Source organism: Candidatus Accumulibacter cognatus, assembly GCF_000584975.1.
In the GTDB taxonomy this organism is placed as follows: Bacteria; Pseudomonadota; Gammaproteobacteria; order Burkholderiales; family Rhodocyclaceae; genus Accumulibacter; species Accumulibacter cognatus.
Genome location: NZ_JDST02000030.1, coordinates 38,951 through 52,532 on the forward strand (window position 1 = coordinate 38,951; position 13,582 = coordinate 52,532).

The following is a 13,582-nucleotide window of genomic DNA, read 5'->3' on the forward strand; positions in this document are numbered from 1 at the left end:
AGCCGCGGCCCTGGCGATCACCGATCCCTGCGGGCTTCATTCATTTCATGGCCGCGCCTCGAACCACAGGTCACTGAACCGTGCTTCGACTCGCCCGCCGGTGTTGTCGGTGTCGGCTGCGAGAGCGACACCCGAGATCGTCGGCACTGGATCGCCGAAGGCAGCGCGAAAATCGGCGGCAACATCGCGAACGACCGCCTGCCATTGTCCGGCATGGGCGTTGCCGGAATCGACGACGATCATCCGAAGGCGGTCGCTATAAGCATTCCATCCCGACTCGCCGGCGGCCTGTGCCGTACCCCATACGTAGCACAGCGCTGCCGCCGGTAGCTCGGCGCCGTACAGGAGGCGCGCTGCAGCGATCCTCATGCGGTCACTGACGCTGAGCCGTTCGGCTGGCAGATCGAACAGAACATAGACACGCGCGGCGTAATCATCACCGGCCTTGCGCCGCAGATCCGAACCCGCAACAGCGTTGGAAACCCACCAGCGCCATCTGAGCAGGGGCGTCGCCGTCGGGTCGATGCGCTGTGCGATCGCCAGGCTCGACGCCGAGTGATCGGAGATCACTCGCAGCACCGTGATACCATCATCGGCCAACAGATCGAAACGGTTCGGCCGTTCGACCGAGGGCAAGGTCTGGTGCAGCCATTCCTTCGGCAAATGATTTCCCGGTAGCCCGCCAGAAAAACCAGGCAGCACGACGCGCCGGAAATCGGCACGTGCCAGCAGCACCGAAAACCCGCCGACAACACCGATGAGTGGAGTGGTCAACAGCGCCAGCGCAGCCCGCCGGCGTCCGGGATTCCTTGGTTCCATTCGACGAATCCTTCCAGTGTAGCCAGACGCAGCAGGTCGGCTGGCCGATCGACGTCCCACAGCCGGGGCAGCTCGATCCAGCTCAGATCCAACTCGGACAGGCGGCGCCGCGTTTGTGCCATGACCCGCTCGCTCCCCCACTCGATGGCCTCGAAAAGCTGTGGCTGCGGACAACGCAGGCCAACGAGCACGTAACCACCATCTTCTGCGGGAATGAACACCGCATCCTTGCCGTGCGGGTGCTCGTCGAGCAGGACCTGAGCGGCAGCCACAAGATGTGCCGGCTGCAGCGCCGGACAATCGCTGCCGATCAGCAGCAATGGTCCGGCCTGCGCCACAAAGGCCGCTGCCATGCGTGCGCCGAGGTCAGAGCCCGACTGGCTGCGCAGATCAACGCCGCAAGCGCGTTGCACGGCGCGAAAGAAGCGCTGCTGGTCATCCGGCGCTCCCCAAAGCGTTACCCTGCCGAGCGCCGCCTGCTGCGCGACCGTCAGTGCCTGCAACGTCAACCGGCGTTGCAGGCGGGCGGCGGCGGCCGCACCGAGGGCAGGAATCAGGCGGGTCTTGGCAGCACCGGCCTGTGGCGCGCGGGCAAAGACGGCGATGCCGGGCAACTCAGCGCTGGCGTGGCCGATAGCCATAGCGAATCGCCAATTGCTGCGGGTCCGCGCCAAAAAAATAACTCGCGCGCAGGTGCCACATCAGCAGAATCGTTCGCAGAACGCCGTGCTTCTGCCAACGTCGTCCGGAGGTCAGTACCCGTTCGCGCAGGCAGGCCGGTCGAGCGATTCGCCTGAGCTGCCTGGACAAGGCGATGTCCTCCATCAATGGCAGTTCTGGATAGCCACCGAGGCGCTCGAAAACCTCACGGCGAACGAAAATCCCCTGATCACCGGTGGCAATACCGCTCAAGCGCGAGCGCCAATTCATCATCGATTCGACAACGCGCAGCAGTGGCTGGTGACCGTCAATACGCACGTCGAAGCGTCCCCAGGCTACATTGGCAGTCATCGCGGCCCGGATCAGCTCGTCGGCCGCGGGCGGCAGCGTGGTATCAGCATGCAGAAAGAGCAACACCTCACCCTGGCTAGCGTGCGCCCCTGCGTTCATCTGCGTCGCCCGGCCACGAGGCGATTCGAGCAGTCGGTCGACCCCAGGTCGCGCCAGGTCTGGCGTCCCGTCGCAACTGCCGCCATCGACCAGCAGCAGTTCGACGCCGCGACTGCGCAACTCTTGAAGCAACGCCAATTGTTCGCAGATCGTCGCCGCTTCATTGAGAACCGGGAGGATCAGCGAAAGGAAAGGGCGATTGGTCGAGGTTTGCATAGCCTGCTGCGATTCATGGACTTTGGCAGAAAGCGGTCTGCCGGGCAGAGATTCTGGGGCTTGACCGGTGAGTGTTCAAGACCGGCAGCGCTCGGTGTTGGCGGAAGCACGCCGAGCACGCAAACCCTTTGACGATGCACCAATGAATACTTACAATATGCGGTTCTTTGCATTGTTATTTGGAGTCCAACATGTACGCGGTCATAAAAACCGGTGGCAAGCAGTATCGGGTTGTCAGCGGCGAAAAATTGAAAATAGAACAGATACCGGCAGAAGTTGGCGCAGAACTCACCCTTGATCAGGTTCTCATGGTTGGCGAGGGCGAGACCGTGCAGGTCGGCACGCCAATCGTCAGCGGCGCCACGGTCAGGGTCACTGTGCTGTCGCATGGTCGTCACGACAAGATCCGGATTTTCAAGATGCGCCGTCGCAAGCACTCGATGAAGCATCAGGGGCATCGCCAGAATTACACCGAAATTCGCGTTGACGCCATCGCCGATGGCTCTAAGCTCGAACCCTCGGCCTGACTTGGAAGGAACTTGACTCATGGCACACAAGAAAGCAGGCGGCAGCGTACGTAACGGCCGCGACTCGGAAGCAAAACGTCTGGGTGTCAAACGCTACGGGGGGCAGCTGGTGCGCGCTGGCAACATCATCGTTCGCCAGCGTGGCACCGCCTATCATCCCGGCGATAATATGGGCATTGGAAAGGACCACACCCTATTCGCGCTGATCGATGGGCACGTGCAGTTCGCGATCAAGGGAGCGCTGAACCGGCGCACCGTCAGTATCATCCCGGTTGCCGTCTGAACCACGCTGGCAGCCAAGGCCAGCCAGCCCTGCACGAAGCCCTATCCTTGCCGGTAGGGCTTTTTGCTTTCAAATCTCTCGAAACAGGAAGCACACATGAGATTCATCGACGAGGCGAAGATTCTTGTTGGCGCCGGCGACGGAGGCAACGGCATTGTCTCGTTTCGGCGTGAGAAATATGAACCCGAGGGTGGTCCGGATGGCGGCGATGGCGGACACGGCGGCAATGTACACGTGCTTGCCGATCGCAACGTCAACACCCTGATCGAGTACCGTTACGCACGCAGGTTTCGCGCCAAGCGCGGCGAGAACGGCGGCTCCAGCGACTGCTATGGCAAGCGCGGCCAGGACCTGACGCTACGCGTGCCGGTCGGCACCCTGATTGCCGATGTCAATACCAACGAAATACTTGCCGACCTCGATGAGGATGGCAAGAAAGTGCTGCTGGCCAAAGGCGGCCGTGGCGGCCTCGGCAACATCCATTTCAAGTCGAGCGTCAATCGCACACCACGTCAATGTACGCGCGGAGAACCCGGCGAGCAGCGTGACCTGCGGCTGGAGCTGCGCCTGTTGGCCGATGTTGGCCTGCTGGGCCTGCCTAACGCCGGCAAGAGCACCTTCCTGCGCGCAGTCTCGGCAGCCCGTCCAAAAGTGGCCGATTACCCGTTTACAACCATCGAACCGCATCTCGGCGTCGTGCGTGTGGACCAGGACAAAAGCTTCGTGATCGCCGACGTACCCGGCCTGATCGACGGCGCCGCTGAAGGTGCCGGCTTGGGCATCCGCTTTCTCAAGCATCTGATGCGCACACGCTTATTGCTGCATATCGTCGACCTGGCACCGTTCGATCCTCTGGCCACCCCCGTTCGTGACGCAATGACCATTGTCCGTGAGCTGGAAAAATATGACCCGGAACTCGCCAGCAAGCCACGTTGGCTGGTCCTCAACAAGCTTGATCTGATTCCCGAGGACGAACGCGAGCAGCGTATTGCCGACTTTCTGGAAGCCTACAAGGCCGCCGACACGAGTGAGACTCCGAGTTTTCGAGTCAGTGCCATCAGCGGCGACGGCTGTCGCCTGCTGGTGAAGAAACTCCAGGAGGCGCTGGACCAACTGCCCCGCGCCGCCTCGACTGCCATAAAGTCAGCCACCGCCGCGCATTTCCCGAACGGCTTCTGCGAAGACGGGCAAACCTCCTGAACATGGCCACCACCCGTACTTCTTCTGCCCGCCGGCTGGTCATTAAAGTTGGTTCGGCACTGGTCACCAACAACGGCGAAGGTCTTGACCTGGCGGCCATCGATGAGTGGGCAAGACAGATCTCCGAGTTATGCGCAACCGGGAGACAGGTCGTTCTTGTCTCTTCGGGAGCGATTGCCTGCGGCCTGCAACGTCTGGGCTGGCACAAGCGCCCGCGCGCCGTGCATGAGCTGCAGGCGGCTGCGGCCGTCGGCCAGATGGGACTGGCGCAGGTTTATGAGCGCGCTTTTGCCCGCTACCACCTGCATACCGCGCAGATCCTGCTCACCCATGACGACCTCGCCGACCGCAAGCGCTACCTCAATGCCCGCTCGACGCTGAGCACTCTCCTGCAGCTCGGCGTGGTGCCCATCATCAATGAGAACGACACCGTCGTGACCGACGAAATCAAATTCGGTGACAATGACACGCTTGGCGCGCTGGTGGCCAATCTCATCGAAGCCGATTGCCTGCTCATTCTCACCGATCAGCAAGGCTTGTTCACCGCCGACCCCCGCAAAGACGCGACCGCCACGCTGATCAGTGAAGCGCGGGCCGGCAATCCCGCCCTGGAAGCGATGGCCGGCGGCGTCGGCAGCGCATTCGGTAAAGGTGGCATGATCACCAAGGTAATTGCCGCAAAGCGCGCGGCACGCAGTGGCGCACACACCGTCATCGCCAGCGGGCGCGAGACCGACGTCATTGTTCGACTGGCACGTGGGGAGCCGCTCGGAACCTTGCTGGTCTCGGAAACTCCGCCGCTCACGGCACGCAAGCAATGGCTTGCAGACCACCTGCAGCTGAATGGGAAACTGATCCTCGATGGCGGCGCCATCCATGCGCTCAGAGATGGGAAAAGCCTCCTGCCGATTGGCGTCCTGACGGTTCAGGGCGACTTCGAACGCGGCGCAGCGGTTGCCTGCGTCTCCAGCGAAGGCATCGAAGTTGCCCGCGGCCTGGTCAACTACGGCAGCAGCGATGGTCGGCGTATCGCACGCCGCGCCAGCCAGGATATCGAAGACATTCTCGGCTATATTGACGAGCCCGAGATCATCCATCGCGACAACCTGATTCTCACCTGACCACCGCCTGAACCCGAAGTTCGACACCGAGACGGCGATTCCCGAACTCGGTGTCGGCGAGGCGCTGCTTTCCTTCCTCAACGACAAGGGGAAGCCAAGTGTCGTCGAGCAGTCATCCATTCTGCCACCGGCGTCGCGCGTCGGTCCGCAGAACGTCTGGCGACGATCACCAGTTCAGCAATCTACGGGCATTAACACAACCAGGAGTATCGCGCTTGCCATCGGGTCGCAGGCGGTGCCCTCAGTTCCGTGGACAGAAGTCTCCGGGAGAACGGGTCTGGCAGGGCACGGGGTATCCGGGAACAGCGCGATGGGGTGCGGGGATCAAGGTGAGTGGCGGCCTCGGCCTCGCCGCTTTCACGTTCCACCAGTTGGCCCAGCGGCCCCGCCATGCGTACGGAACCCCGGCCGAACCGTTGGCAACGGCGCTTCGCCACCAGCAGCTTCAGGCGCTCGTTCGCCTTCATCAGCCTCAAGAATAGCGATGTTCAGGGAGCAGCAGCAAGCGGGCGAGGACTTGCTGACGGTAGTTGCCGAATAAAAGTGGGGCGAGCATGTTTGTAGCCGGTTTCAATACGATTGAAGCCGATCATGCTACATCAAAGCCTGCGCGCAATTTCTTCATCGATTCCGCGTCGTCCACTCCGAGAAGCAACCCAGGCTCGCGCAGTCGGCGTTCAAGCCACGGCTTGGTGGCGCCCAGAAGATCCTGGAGTACTGACATTCTTCGGGAGGTTGCCTTACGCTTTATATCCTGCCGGTCAAGGACAATCAGCACACCCTGGCCGCGTCGCTCAAGGATTTGGTCGGCGCCTTCGAAGCGGTTTCAGACAAAACGACGCATCATTTTCACGAAGTCGTCGAGAAAGATCACAGCCGGTTCGAAATCCGCAGCTGCCACGTTTTCAACCCGGTCGACTGCCTGCACGCACCTGACCTCTGTCCTGACCGGAAGTCATTCACAGTGCTCACTCGCGAGCGGACAATCAAGGGAAAAATTCCATTGAACGTCGTTTCTACGTACAAAACATTCATGCAATTGCCCTGAGGCAAGGGCCCTGCCGACGGTGCCGACCGCCGGCTCTATGGTATGCTTGGCTTTCCACTGAACACCCGCCACACCCCGCCCCCCTACGCCAAGCGATGACATGAGCGACCAGCAGAAACCGGCCATTCACCTGTCCTTTTCGGACAAGTACACCGACACCCATTCGCAAGAGTACTTCCGGAAGCACAACGAGAAAAAGCTCTCTGACCGCATGGAGCACCGCATGGCCGCCCGCGCCCTGGCCCTGGCCGGCAACCCGGTGTCGGTGCTTGACCTGCCCTGTGGCACGGGGCGCTTCTGGTCCATGCTGGCCGAGAACCCACAACGCGAACTGCTGGCCGCCGATTACAGCGCAGCCATGCTCGAAGTCGCCAGAAAAGTCCGTGACCCGGCCGTAGTTCGGCGTTTCCGTCTGTTGCAGTGTTCCGCCTTCGAGATTACCTTGCCCGACAACGGTGTCGACTGCATCTTCTCGATTCGCCTCATGCACCACATTGGCGAATCGGCCAACCGCCTCGCAATGCTGAAGGAATTTCGTCGCGTGACCCGCGATACGGTGGTGCTGTCGCTGTGGGTTGATGGCAACTACAAGGCCTGGCGCCGCCGCCGACTTGAACAGAAACGCCTGCAACAAGGCGAAATGAGCGACAACCGCTTCGTCGTACAGCGCGCCCAGTTCGAACGTGAGTGCCGTAATGCCGGCTTCGAGATCGTCGGCCACATCGATTTCCTGCCCCGCCTGTTCATGTGGCGCACCTACGTCCTGCGCAAGAAAGCCGTCTAACCTCTGCATCGCATGGTATTCCCGGTGAAGGCTCGTGATCTGTTTCCGGACCAGCTGGCGCGCGAGCAACTGAGCGCCAGCCAGCTCGCCGACTTCGAAGGGCTGTGGTCACTCAGCTCCGACTGGCATGAAGCCCCCAATGAACGCCGTGGCGGCTGGAGTGGTGTCAGCCGACATGTGCTCAATGATGGCAGCGCCATCTTCCTTAAACGACAGGAAAACCACCTGTGCCGAACGCTACGTCACCCGTGGCGCGGCATCCCGACCTTCTACCGCGAGTACCTGAACATCCTGCGCCTTGGCGCACACCAAGTCGGCACCGTCGAGGCACTCTATTACGGCGACCGGCAGGAATCCGCCCGCTGGCGTGCGATTCTGGTGACGCGCGCGCTCGACAGCTTCATCAGCCTCGATGAGTGGAATGTCACAGCTGGAAATGGCGAGCCATTGCAGCGCCAATCCCTGATCACCGCCACTGCCCGTGCCTGCGCCCGCCTCCATCATCATGGCCTGCAACACAGTTGTCTGTATGGCAAGCATGTGTTTGTCCGTCGCATGCCGGCAATGGGTAACACCTATCAGGAAAGTGACGTTCGTTTCATCGATCTGGAAAAGCTGCGCCAGGGCATCAGCCGTGAGCGCGTGCGCAGGCATGATCTCGATCAGTTGCTGCGCCACACCGACGGCTGGAATGATGGCGACTGGAACATTTTCCATGCCGCCTACCGGCAACAGCAAGCGGCTTTGCAGGAGTAGGCGGTCACGGTTCGCTGAAAATATGTATCCTGATCAACTCCGCCGCAGCACCCACAGGTGCAGCAGAAGCGCCGCCAACCAAGCACAGGCCGCAGAGAAGGCGAAAGCCACGAGCGGACTGACGGATTGCCACAAGCCGCCGAAGATCACCGAGGCAGGCAGCAGCAGAAGACCCGTTGTCAGGTTGAACCAGCCGTAAGCGGTGCCCAGCATTTCCTTGCCCACCAGGTCAGCGATCAGCGCCTTCTCTGCCCCTTCGGTCGCAGCCAGGAACAGGCCGTAGAACGCGAACAGCGGCCACAGCAACAGAGGCTGCGGATTCATCCCGAGCAGCAAGTAGAAAATACTATAGACACTCCAGCCGCCGACAATCAGACGGGTGCGGCCGAGCCTGTCGGACAATGCCGAGAGCGGCGTGGAAAAGAGCGCTGCGCTGCAGGACACCAGCGCCCAGAGCAGTGGTATCTGGTATTCGGCAAGACCGAGTTCCTTTGCCCGCAGCAGCAGGAATATGTTCGACGAGTTGCCCAGGGTGAATAGCGCCAGTACCCCCAGGTAACGTTTGAACGGTGACGGCAAGCCGTGCAGTGTCCAGCTGAAGGGCTTCCCTGGCGTCGCTGCGTTCCGCTGCGGTTCCCTGACCGCCAGCGTCAGGGCAACCGTGATCGCCCCCCCCAGCGCAGCCCAAAGAAAAATGTCTGCCAATGGTACTCGCTCGGCGAGAAGCCAGGCCGCCAGCAGCGGCCCGACGACGGCCCCGGCGTTGTCCAGTGCACGATGAAATCCGAAGGCCAGTCCGCGCCGGCTCGGATCCACCGTCAACGCCAGCAGTGCATCCCGCGGCGAACTTCGCAAGCCCTTGCCGACCCGGTCGGCAAAGCGCAGCAACAGCAGTATCGGCCAGGAAGTGGCGAAGGCCAGCAGCGGGCGTGCGATCGCAGCCAGCGCATAGCCGCCAACCACCCAGGGCTTGGCCGAGCCGCGACGATCCGCGAGCACGCCGGAAAGAAGTTTGAGCAGACTCCCTGTGGCTTCAGCAATCCCCTCGATGATGCCCAAGGCCTTCGGGCCGGCCATCAATACCGAGGCTAGGTAAATCGGCAGCAGCGGGTAGATCAGCTCGCTGGTGGAATCGTTGAAAAAACTTACCAAGCCGAGCAGCCAGACGGTTCGCGGCAATTCACGCAGGCTTCCGAGCATATTCACGGCTTTTGCGTCAATCGTCAGTGCTCATGCCCGGCGGGTCTTGGACATCCGGATTAATGATCGCGAACTGGGCCGGGATGCGCGTGTAAAAGATGCGGAAATTCTCCCGGCGAATCAGATCGAGCAGGCGTTTTCCTTCTTCCTCGGTAACCACGAACTCGACCTCGATACCACCGCTTCCTGCCAGTTCAAAGAAACGGTCTTCATGCAAGGCATGGCGTCGCCCGAAACCACCAATCGACCGGAACGCCGAGCCGCCCCGGATTCCGAGTTGGTTGCCTCGTTCGAGCAACCACTCCCAGAGCAGAACACCGTGACATGCCTCGCGTTCACTGACGTAAAATCTCAAAAATGCGCCTTCCATGCTTGTCACCCTGTCCTTGAACCCGCTTTGTTGCGTCACTCCTACCTGCCCTGTGGGGTAGCATCAGATCCAAATCCTTGCCCAGACGATGGTGGCCATGCCGGCAATAGTCATGAGAACCGAGCCCACGACATGCGCCGCGACAATACCGAGAGCCCACAAGACACGCCCCTGCTGCAGCAGTGTTACCAGTTCGGCGGAAAAAGTCGAGAAAGTGGTCAACCCGCCGCAGAATCCGGTAATCACCAGCAGACGCCATTCCGGGGAGAAGGCCGAGAAAGAGGCGAAGAAAGCAATCGCCAGACCGATCACGTAGGCACCGATCAGGTTCGCGACCAGCGTGCCGGGTGGGATGGTTGGAAAAAATGCGTTGAGCCTGATCCCGAGTTGCCAGCGCAATAGTGCGCCGAACGCAGCACCGACGGCGATGGCAAGAATTGATTTCCACATTTACAACTGCGCCTTAGGATCATGTGGCTGGTGCGGACAGGCTGGAAAGAGGCGCCCACACGGATCAGCCGCAAAGCATGAGGCACCGGCCACCGACGGTTGCGGGAGGATACAATCTTCCGGAGACCCAATATAGCATTGGATCTTGTTTGCTGAATAGTCTCCATCGGCAGGCCATCCCTAACCGCCATGACTTCCGGACGTGGGGTGTCGGTATCGCCATGACCGTTAACGGGACTGACTCGCTACCTGTTCAACTGTAAGGAGAGAGATGAAACTTGTTCCTGCATTGGCCGGCTTGTTTGGCTACGATGCGATTTCCCGCCGCAAGAATCACCTGCAACTCGACAGGCACCTGCTGCACGTCCTCGACAAGCACGCGATTGATACGGTGATCGATGTGGGCGCCAATGCCGGGCAATTTTCATTGCGGCTGCGCGCCGCTGGATTTTCCGGACGCATCGAGGCATTCGAGCCCATTCCGGCGATGGCCCATGCGCTCGCCGAGCGATTCGCAGCGGATCGTTTGTTCACGGCCCATTCTTGCGGGCTGGCCGAACAGGACGACGTAATGGAACTCAACATCCTTGCCGGTAGCGATTTTTCATCGTTCCTGAAAACCAACGAGAAATCCGAGCAGTATTTCCCTCACCGCACCGGCCTGAAAGAAATCATCAAGGTGCCGGTTAGACGCCTGGACGGCATCGAGGGTATTGCCGGGCCGGACAATCGCCTGCTCCTCAAACTGGACACGCAGGGATTCGACCTCAAGGTATTCTCGGGGGCGACGGCCTTGCTGCCACAGATCAGGGCCGTCCTTATCGAGTGTTCGGTGATCCCACTCTACGAGGGAACCCCCGGTTTCATCGAATCTCTGGCCGTTTTCAAGGAGGCGGGATTCCTGCCATCCGGCTTCTTCCCCGTCTCGCGCGACAAAACAACCATGGCAATCATCGAATTCGACTGCATGCTGGTTCGTGGCCTGGCGGCGACCCAGAGCTTGCCGGCTTGAAGGGGAATATCCGGCAGGCCGGAGGGATACCCAAAGGCAACCCGAACCGCAGGCGCGGCTGGGCGAGTCGGAGTGGCGCTACGCGCAGCCCCTGGCGACCGGCAGGCGCCAGCCAACTTCAATCCCCGGATATGCTCGCCTGCCAGGCGTCTATCCAGGGAGAACGACACAGGGCTTGCAGCAGTTCGAAAGCGCAATCGGCATGGCGGATCGCGACAGCGCTCAGACCATCGCCAAGCTCGAAGTGCTGACCGGAGACACAGAGCACGAAAGCGGGCGGGGCTGGCTGAGCGATGCGCGGCAGCACGGCGAGCACCGCTGTGGGAGACAAGGCATGCGTGCCGGGTATTGCGGCGTCGATCGCCGGCACCGCACCGAAGCGTAGCGGCGCCGGCGTCTGCATGCCTGCATCGATGAACAGCGCCAGCCGTCTTCCCATGAGGTCGAGCGCATGCTCGATCTGCCACTGGAAGTCGCTGATCAGCTCGAAACCTTCAGCCAGACCAGCAGCATCGAGCCACTCCTGCAGACGATCGAGCAGTAGCGGCCCAAGCGCATCGTCACCCCGACTGGGATTGCCGCAAGCCAGAATGACCACCGGCGCGAGTGACAAGGGCAGCGCCTCCGGGATCTCAGGCAACAGGGCGCAAGCGCTCGATCAGTTGCCCCCTGGCATCGTGCAATTCGAGCTGCAGCGGCATCTTGCCGAGGGCATGCGTGGCGCAGGAGAGGCAGGGGTCGAAAGCGCGAATCGCGACCTCGATATGGTTCAACAAACTGTCGCTGAGCTGGCGACCGTTGAGGTAACGGCGAGCGACGCGGCGGATCGCCTCGTTCATTGGCTGATTGTTGTGCGTCGTCGAGACGATCAGGTTGCACATCGTCACCAGGTCGTCGTCATCGACACGGTAGTGGTGGATCAACGTGCCGCGCGGCGCCTCGATGACACCAACGCCCTCACGCTTGCGGGTGCCGCTGCTGCAGAGTTCAGTCCCGGAAAGATCGTCGTCGTTCAGCAGTTCCCCGATCTTCTCTGCCGCGTGCAGCATCTCGATCATGCGCGCCCAGTGATAGGCCAGTGGCGCGTGGATCAGTTCGCCATGGCCGTGGTCGATGAACTCGCGGCGCTCGATTTCGGCGAGTGGCGTCGGAATCGAATCGCAATTCTGCACGCGCGCCAGCGGCCCGACCTTGTACCACCCTTCCTGCGAGCCAAGCGCCGCCAGGAAGGGAAATTTCATGTAACTCCATGGCTTGACTTCCTCGCGAATCAGCTCATGGTATCGGCTGACAGCGAAAGCATCGACAAGGATTTTGCCGTCGGCGTCACGCGCGCGCAGCGCACCATCGTAAAAGTCGAGCGCACCGTCGGCGCCGACCAGCGACAGGAGATTCGATCGAAAAGTGCCAAAGCCGTCGTAGAACGCCGGGTCAGCCGCATGCAGACGCTTGACGAGCTGTACCGCCTGCCGGCTCCAGCAGATGACCGACTCGATTTCAGCCAGCAAGCGATCTCGTTCGGGACGGCTCAAGGCGCGGTTGACGCCACCGGGAATTGCGCCGGTGCCATGCACGCGCTTGCCGGCGGTCAGGCGAATCACTTCCTGGCCGAACTTGCGCAGCAGCACACCCTGCTTCGCAACCTCGGGATACGCCGCCGCGACACCGACGATGTTGCGCTGGCCAGCCTCGCTATCGAAACCGAAAAGCAGGTCCGGCGAAGAAAGATGAAAGAAATGCAGAGCATGCGACTGCAAAATCTGCCCATAGTGCATCAGGCGGCGCAGTTTCCCGGCACTCGGCGTCAATGGCGCGGCACCGACCACCTGGTCGAGCGCCTTGGCGGCCGCCAGATGGTGCGAGACCGGGCAGATCCCGCACAGCCGCTGCACCATTACCGGCACTTCCCAGTAGGGTCGTCCCTGGATGAACTTCTCGAAACCGCGGAATTCGACGATGTGCAGGCGAACCTGCTGCACCTGATCGTTCTCGTCGAGCAGCAAGCTCACCTTGCCGTGACCTTCGACGCGCGACACCGGGTCGATCGCCACCCGACGCAGCGGGCCAGCGTCGGCAGGCGCGGTTTCGAGTGCGAACAAGGCGTCTTCCATGCGAGCCTCCATCAATCAAAATGCAGCAAGGGATATTCGAGCCGTGGTGTCCGCCCATCGAGCAGGTCGGTCAGATACTTCCAGATCGCGTCGCCCGACGGTGGGCAGCCGGGAATGAAGTAATCGACGCGGACGATTTCATGAATAGGGTGCACCTTGTCGAGCGGCAGCGGCAATTCCGGATCGTTGGGCACCTGCCCGTTGACGATTCCCGGCCCGGTCAGATAGACCTCCTGCAGGCACCGACCGAGGTCGAGATGGTTGCGTTGCGCCGGCAGCCCGCCATTGACCGCACAGGCGCCGATGGCGATCAGCACCTTGCAGTTGCTGCGAAACTCCTGCAACACGTGGATGTTCTCGGCATTGCAGATGCCGCCTTCGATCAGGCCGATGTCGCAAGGGCCGCAGGTCTTGATGTCGGTCAGCGGCGAACGGTCGAATTCGACCCGTTCGAGCAGTTCCAGCAAACGCTCGTCAATGTCGAGAAATGCCATGTGGCAACCAAAACAGCCGGCCAGCGAAGTCGTTGCCAGACGTAACTTCCGCAGTTTCCGGTTCTGGGGCACAGCGTTCAT

At 61.3% G+C, this 13,582-nt stretch carries 16 protein-coding genes and 1 pseudogene; 8 read left to right on the forward strand and 9 right to left on the reverse strand.

Annotated elements, in window-relative coordinates:
• Positions 1 to 45: 45 nt before the first annotated feature.
• From AW06_RS06290 to AW06_RS06300, 3 genes are read right to left on the reverse strand one after another with little or no spacing between them, the layout of a single operon-like run.
• Positions 46 to 819, reverse strand: coding sequence for a DUF3047 domain-containing protein (locus tag AW06_RS06290; protein ID WP_034947323.1), 774 nt, complete (start codon positions 817 to 819; stop codon positions 46 to 48).
• Positions 771 to 1,460 carry a TIGR04282 family arsenosugar biosynthesis glycosyltransferase gene (locus AW06_RS06295; RefSeq protein WP_273704442.1) on the reverse strand — a complete coding sequence of 230 codons (690 nt, stop codon included), beginning with the start codon at positions 1,458 to 1,460 and terminating at the stop codon, positions 771 to 773. Before AW06_RS06295 ends, AW06_RS06290 begins: the two co-directional genes overlap by 49 nt.
• Entirely contained in the window at positions 1,435 to 2,145 is a 711-nt protein-coding gene (locus tag AW06_RS06300) for a TIGR04283 family arsenosugar biosynthesis glycosyltransferase (protein ID WP_034947326.1), read from the reverse strand. The genes AW06_RS06295 and AW06_RS06300 overlap by 26 nt, the downstream gene beginning before the upstream one ends.
• Positions 2,146 to 2,336: 191 nt before the next feature.
• On the opposite strand from AW06_RS06300, the gene rplU reads away from it, so the two are divergent.
• From rplU to AW06_RS06330, 7 genes and pseudogenes are all read left to right on the forward strand, one after another.
• The gene (gene rplU, locus AW06_RS06305) at positions 2,337 to 2,672 is read left to right on the forward strand and encodes a 50S ribosomal protein L21 (protein ID WP_034947329.1); all 336 of its coding nucleotides are present in this window, start codon (positions 2,337 to 2,339) and stop codon (positions 2,670 to 2,672) included.
• A 19-nt stretch (positions 2,673 to 2,691) separates the two neighbouring features.
• On the forward strand, positions 2,692 to 2,955 hold the full coding sequence (gene rpmA / locus AW06_RS06310; RefSeq protein ID WP_034947332.1) for a 50S ribosomal protein L27: 264 nt from the start codon (positions 2,692 to 2,694) through the stop codon (positions 2,953 to 2,955).
• A gap of 96 nt (positions 2,956 to 3,051) precedes the next feature.
• A complete protein-coding gene (gene obgE, locus AW06_RS06315; protein ID WP_046536870.1) occupies positions 3,052 to 4,155 on the forward strand; it encodes an Obg family GTPase CgtA in 1,104 nt (367 codons plus the stop codon).
• 2 nt (positions 4,156 to 4,157) lie between these two features.
• Positions 4,158 to 5,276, forward strand: coding sequence for a glutamate 5-kinase (gene proB, locus AW06_RS06320; RefSeq protein ID WP_034947335.1), 1,119 nt, complete (start codon positions 4,158 to 4,160; stop codon positions 5,274 to 5,276).
• A gap of 4 nt (positions 5,277 to 5,280) precedes the next feature.
• Positions 5,281 to 5,424 (forward strand): annotated as a pseudogene (locus AW06_RS20035) (helicase HerA-like domain-containing protein); the annotation flags it as partial.
• 1,000 nt (positions 5,425 to 6,424) lie between these two features.
• Complete coding sequence (locus tag AW06_RS06325) at positions 6,425 to 7,108, forward strand: class I SAM-dependent methyltransferase (RefSeq protein WP_034947338.1); 684 nt, start codon at positions 6,425 to 6,427, stop codon at positions 7,106 to 7,108.
• Between the two features lie 24 nt (positions 7,109 to 7,132).
• Positions 7,133 to 7,864 (forward strand): lipopolysaccharide kinase InaA family protein, encoded by a 732-nt coding sequence (locus AW06_RS06330; protein ID WP_171047193.1) that lies wholly within the window; start codon positions 7,133 to 7,135, stop codon positions 7,862 to 7,864.
• Positions 7,865 to 7,897: 33 nt separating this feature from the next.
• Here AW06_RS06330 and AW06_RS06335 read toward each other — a convergent pair whose 3' ends face one another.
• The 3 genes from AW06_RS06335 to crcB all read right to left on the reverse strand — a co-directional run bounded on the left by AW06_RS06335 (position 7,898) and on the right by crcB (position 9,884).
• Positions 7,898 to 9,064 carry an MFS transporter gene (locus tag AW06_RS06335; RefSeq protein WP_034947342.1) on the reverse strand — a complete coding sequence of 389 codons (1,167 nt, stop codon included), beginning with the start codon at positions 9,062 to 9,064 and terminating at the stop codon, positions 7,898 to 7,900.
• 16 nt (positions 9,065 to 9,080) lie between these two features.
• Positions 9,081 to 9,434: a DUF190 domain-containing protein gene (locus AW06_RS06340; protein ID WP_034947345.1), complete on the reverse strand. Its 354-nt coding sequence runs from the start codon at positions 9,432 to 9,434 to the stop codon at positions 9,081 to 9,083.
• Positions 9,435 to 9,497: 63 nt separating this feature from the next.
• Entirely contained in the window at positions 9,498 to 9,884 is a 387-nt protein-coding gene (gene crcB / locus AW06_RS06345; RefSeq protein WP_034947347.1) for a fluoride efflux transporter CrcB, read from the reverse strand.
• A gap of 271 nt (positions 9,885 to 10,155) precedes the next feature.
• On the opposite strand from crcB, the gene AW06_RS06350 reads away from it, so the two are divergent.
• On the forward strand, positions 10,156 to 10,896 hold the full coding sequence (locus AW06_RS06350) for an FkbM family methyltransferase (RefSeq protein ID WP_034947348.1): 741 nt from the start codon (positions 10,156 to 10,158) through the stop codon (positions 10,894 to 10,896).
• Positions 10,897 to 11,014: 118 nt separating this feature from the next.
• On the opposite strand, the gene AW06_RS06355 is transcribed toward AW06_RS06350, so the two are convergent.
• From AW06_RS06355 to AW06_RS06365, 3 genes are read right to left on the reverse strand one after another with little or no spacing between them, the layout of a single operon-like run.
• Entirely contained in the window at positions 11,015 to 11,536 is a 522-nt protein-coding gene (locus AW06_RS06355) for a hydrogenase maturation protease (RefSeq protein ID WP_273704443.1), read from the reverse strand.
• The gene (locus AW06_RS06360; RefSeq protein ID WP_034947350.1) at positions 11,529 to 13,007 is read right to left on the reverse strand and encodes a Ni/Fe hydrogenase subunit alpha; all 1,479 of its coding nucleotides are present in this window, start codon (positions 13,005 to 13,007) and stop codon (positions 11,529 to 11,531) included. The genes AW06_RS06355 and AW06_RS06360 overlap by 8 nt, the downstream gene beginning before the upstream one ends.
• Before the next feature lie 11 nt (positions 13,008 to 13,018).
• Complete coding sequence (locus AW06_RS06365) at positions 13,019 to 13,582, reverse strand: NADP oxidoreductase (RefSeq protein WP_034947352.1); 564 nt, start codon at positions 13,580 to 13,582, stop codon at positions 13,019 to 13,021.

Coding starts and splice junctions, on each gene's coding strand:
- AW06_RS06295 (WP_273704442.1), bottom strand. CDS start 1,460: ATGGCTATCGGCCACGCCAGCGCTGAGTTGCCCGGCATCGCCGTCTTT.
- AW06_RS06350 (WP_034947348.1), top strand. CDS start 10,156: ATGAAACTTGTTCCTGCATTGGCCGGCTTGTTTGGCTACGATGCGATT.
- AW06_RS06290 (WP_034947323.1), bottom strand. CDS start 819: ATGGAACCAAGGAATCCCGGACGCCGGCGGGCTGCGCTGGCGCTGTTG.
- rpmA (WP_034947332.1), top strand. CDS start 2,692: ATGGCACACAAGAAAGCAGGCGGCAGCGTACGTAACGGCCGCGACTCG.
- rplU (WP_034947329.1), top strand. CDS start 2,337: ATGTACGCGGTCATAAAAACCGGTGGCAAGCAGTATCGGGTTGTCAGC.
- proB (WP_034947335.1), top strand. CDS start 4,158: ATGGCCACCACCCGTACTTCTTCTGCCCGCCGGCTGGTCATTAAAGTT.
- obgE (WP_046536870.1), top strand. CDS start 3,052: ATGAGATTCATCGACGAGGCGAAGATTCTTGTTGGCGCCGGCGACGGA.
- AW06_RS06360 (WP_034947350.1), bottom strand. CDS start 13,007: ATGGAAGACGCCTTGTTCGCACTCGAAACCGCGCCTGCCGACGCTGGC.
- AW06_RS06325 (WP_034947338.1), top strand. CDS start 6,425: ATGAGCGACCAGCAGAAACCGGCCATTCACCTGTCCTTTTCGGACAAG.
- AW06_RS06340 (WP_034947345.1), bottom strand. CDS start 9,434: ATGGAAGGCGCATTTTTGAGATTTTACGTCAGTGAACGCGAGGCATGT.
- crcB (WP_034947347.1), bottom strand. CDS start 9,884: ATGTGGAAATCAATTCTTGCCATCGCCGTCGGTGCTGCGTTCGGCGCA.
- AW06_RS06300 (WP_034947326.1), bottom strand. CDS start 2,145: ATGCAAACCTCGACCAATCGCCCTTTCCTTTCGCTGATCCTCCCGGTT.
- AW06_RS06335 (WP_034947342.1), bottom strand. CDS start 9,064: ATGCTCGGAAGCCTGCGTGAATTGCCGCGAACCGTCTGGCTGCTCGGC.
- AW06_RS06365 (WP_034947352.1), bottom strand. CDS start 13,582: ATGAACGCTGTGCCCCAGAACCGGAAACTGCGGAAGTTACGTCTGGCA.